Below are 344 nucleotides of genomic sequence, written 5' to 3'. Positions count from 1 at the left end.
AAGTGGCAGGTCGGTACGTACTACTTCGACGAAGACGTCGCGATCACCAACTACTCGTACGACACGCTGAACAACCATGCACTCAATGGCCTGGTCGACCAGAGCCAGCATACGAAGGCATGGGCGGTGTTCGGGTCGACCGATTACCAGTTCACCGATGAGTTCGACGTCCGCGCCGGCGCCCGCTGGTCACACGACAAGCGTGACTTCAGCGCGGAGCGTTTCATTGGCTTCACCGGCCCGATCGGCCCGCTGACTTCCAAGCCCACCGACTCACGCTGGAGCGGCGATCTCACCGGTACCTGGCAGCTGTCGAAGAATGCGAACGTGTACGCACGCGTCGC

1 protein-coding gene is annotated in these 344 nt (G+C 61.3%); it reads left to right on the top strand.

Going from position 1 to position 344, the window contains the following annotated elements; all coding sequences use genetic code 11:
* A partial coding sequence (locus CBX98_RS26395; RefSeq protein WP_172606044.1) for a TonB-dependent receptor occupies window positions 1-344 on the top strand: 344 nt, incomplete at both ends.

The organism is Vibrio sp. T9 (genome assembly GCF_003123985.1).
Taxonomy (GTDB): Bacteria; Pseudomonadota; Gammaproteobacteria; order Enterobacterales; family Vibrionaceae; genus Vibrio; species Vibrio diabolicus.
The sequence above is the reverse complement of the archived record's forward strand: the minus strand, read 5'-3'. Positions and strand labels throughout refer to the sequence as shown.